This is a genomic window from Phenylobacterium sp. (genome assembly GCF_036723115.1).
Taxonomy (GTDB): Bacteria; Pseudomonadota; Alphaproteobacteria; order Caulobacterales; family Caulobacteraceae; genus Phenylobacterium.
Genome location: NZ_DAIMHV010000237.1, coordinates 1 through 2,238, shown reverse-complemented (window position 1 = coordinate 2,238; position 2,238 = coordinate 1). Strand labels below are relative to the sequence as shown.

The following is a 2,238-nucleotide window of genomic DNA, read 5'->3' as shown; positions in this document are numbered from 1 at the left end:
CGCCCGCCCCATCGGCCGCCCAGGCCCTATGGCCCCTATGCGCCGCAGGGGGGTTACCTCTCCAGCGTGGTGGTGGACTGCGCCGATCCGGCTCTGGGGCCCTATCCCCTGTCCGACGCCCTCTGGGCCCTGGCCGATGGCGGGGTGCTCTTCGTCCGCGCCCGGGGCGGGGTCTGCCGCGAAACCCTCTATATTGACCGGCCCGTGACCATCGTGGGGGAGGGGGCGCCGGCCTTCGGCGGGGGCGAGGCCCAGCCCGCCCGTCTGGCGCCGGCGGCCGGGGCGCCCTGCATCCGGGTGGCGCCTGGAACCCGCGGGGTGGAGCTCCGCGACCTGGTGATCGAGTCAGGCCAGGGCGGGCGCAGCGCCTGCATCGAGGCCGTGGACGCCGAGGTGGCCCTGGTGGGCAGCTATGTCCGCTATTCGGGCGAGGCGGTGGCGATCTTCGCCTCTGGCGGCCGGCTGGTGGCGCGTGACACCACCATCGAGGCGCGCAGCAACGACGCCGCCGTCCTGGCCGATACAGCGACCCTGGACTTCACCCGGGTGAGGATCGCCGCCGACACCCGCGGCCTGGACATCACGCCGGCCGCCGGCGAGAGCCGGCTGACCCAGGTGGGCGTCATCGCCGAGGGTGGGAGCCTGCCGGGCTCCACGGGCGTCACCGTTCGCGGCCTGCGCAGCGGCGGCGGCAAGCTGGTGGTTCGCAACAGCTATATCGGCGGCTTCATCACCGGCGTCTATGTGGACCGCGGCGCGCGGCTCGACCTGGTGCGCAGCCGCATCCGCGCCCGGCGGGGCATCATCTCCGACTGGGGCGAGGTGGCGGTGCGCGAGTCGGCGGTCTGGGGGGACGAATATGGCGGCTATTTCGCCGGTGGCGCCCCGGTGATCGAGTACAACCGCTTCGGCGGTCCCCGCGGCGGCCTGCTGTTCGAGGGCCAGACGCGGCCGACCCTGCAGCCCAACCACCTCTATGCCTCGGATGCGTGCGATCCCTATGGCTATGGCCAGGGGCTCTATTGCCAGCCGGCGCGCCAGGCGCCCTATGGCCTTTTCGCCTCGCCCATGGAGCTGTCGGGCGCCCCTTACGGGGACGGATATGGCTGGGCCTATGACGGCTATGATCGCGCCTATCAGAGCTATGGTCCGCCCCAGCCCTTCGCGCCCGCGCCCCTGCCGCCGCCGCGGCGTGGCCTGCGGTAGGCCCTGACGCAAAAACGCCGCCCCTCGGGGCGGCGTTTTCACGATCAAAGGCGGGTCGACCCTAGTTCTTGAGGGCGTCGCGGACGCCTTCCTTCACATTGCCGACCGTCTTCTGAACCTTGCCTTCGGCCTGGTCCACATTGCCTTCGGCCTGCATGCGCTCATTGCCGGTCATCTTGCCGACGCCTTCCTTGAGCTTGCCCTTGGCATCCTTCATGCCGCCTTCCACTTGATCCTTATGCATCTGAATCTCCTAGGTTTTGGGGGCCGGGACAGGTCCAGCCGTTCGAGGAGATGAATGCGCGGGCGCGTCAGGTCGTTCCCAGGGTGGAGCTTGCCCCGCTCCAGCCCGCAGCCGGCGGGGTCATTGCGCCTTTCGGCGCGGGGGGCTATCTGCGTTCGAAAATTCCCACATCCCACAATCCTTCAAGGCGGGCGCAGCGACACCCATGGCGCAGCAGTACATTTTTCAGATGCAGGGCCTGACCAAGGCCTATCCCGGCAACAAGAAGGTGTTCGAGAACATCTGGCTGTCCTTCTATTCGGACGCCAAGATCGGCGTGGTGGGGGTCAACGGCTCGGGTAAGTCGACCCTGCTGAAGATCATGGCCGGAATCGACACGGAGTTTTCCGGCGAAGCCCGCGCCGCCGAAGGCACCAAGATGGGCTATCTCGAGCAGGAGCCCCAGCTCGACGACCAGCTGGACGTGTGGGGCAATGTCATCTCCTGGTGCGAAGAGAAGAAAATCTTCGATCAGTACAACGCCGTGGCCGCCAAGCTGGGCGAGGACTATTCCGACGAGCTGATGGAGGAGATGACCGCCCTCCAGGAAAAGCTGGACGCCGGTGATCTCTGGGACATCGACTCACGCATCGAGATGGCCATGGACGCCCTGCGCTGCCCGCCCAACGACTGGCCGGTGGACAAGCTGTCAGGCGGTGAGAAGCGCCGCGTGGCCCTGGCCCGCCTGCTGCTGTCCAAGCCCGACATGCTGCTGCTGGACGAGCCCACCAACCACCTGGACGCCGAGA

At 68.2% G+C, this 2,238-nt stretch carries 3 protein-coding genes; 2 read left to right on the top strand and 1 reads right to left on the bottom strand.

Annotation, left to right across the window (positions count from 1 at the left end; all coding sequences use genetic code 11):
* Nucleotides 1–1,206: hypothetical protein (locus V7D28_RS14985; RefSeq protein WP_333588181.1), on the top strand; the 1,206-nt coding region annotated here is incomplete at its 5' end.
* Nucleotides 1,207–1,267: 61 nt separating this feature from the next.
* Here V7D28_RS14985 and V7D28_RS14980 read toward each other — a convergent pair.
* Nucleotides 1,268–1,450 carry a CsbD family protein gene (locus V7D28_RS14980; RefSeq protein ID WP_333588180.1) on the bottom strand — a complete coding sequence of 61 codons (183 nt, stop codon included), beginning with the start codon at nucleotides 1,448–1,450 and terminating at the stop codon, nucleotides 1,268–1,270.
* A gap of 205 nt (nucleotides 1,451–1,655) precedes the next feature.
* Here V7D28_RS14980 and V7D28_RS14975 point away from each other — a divergent pair.
* A partial coding sequence (locus V7D28_RS14975) for an ATP-binding cassette domain-containing protein (protein ID WP_333588179.1) occupies nucleotides 1,656–2,238 on the top strand: 583 nt, incomplete at its 3' end.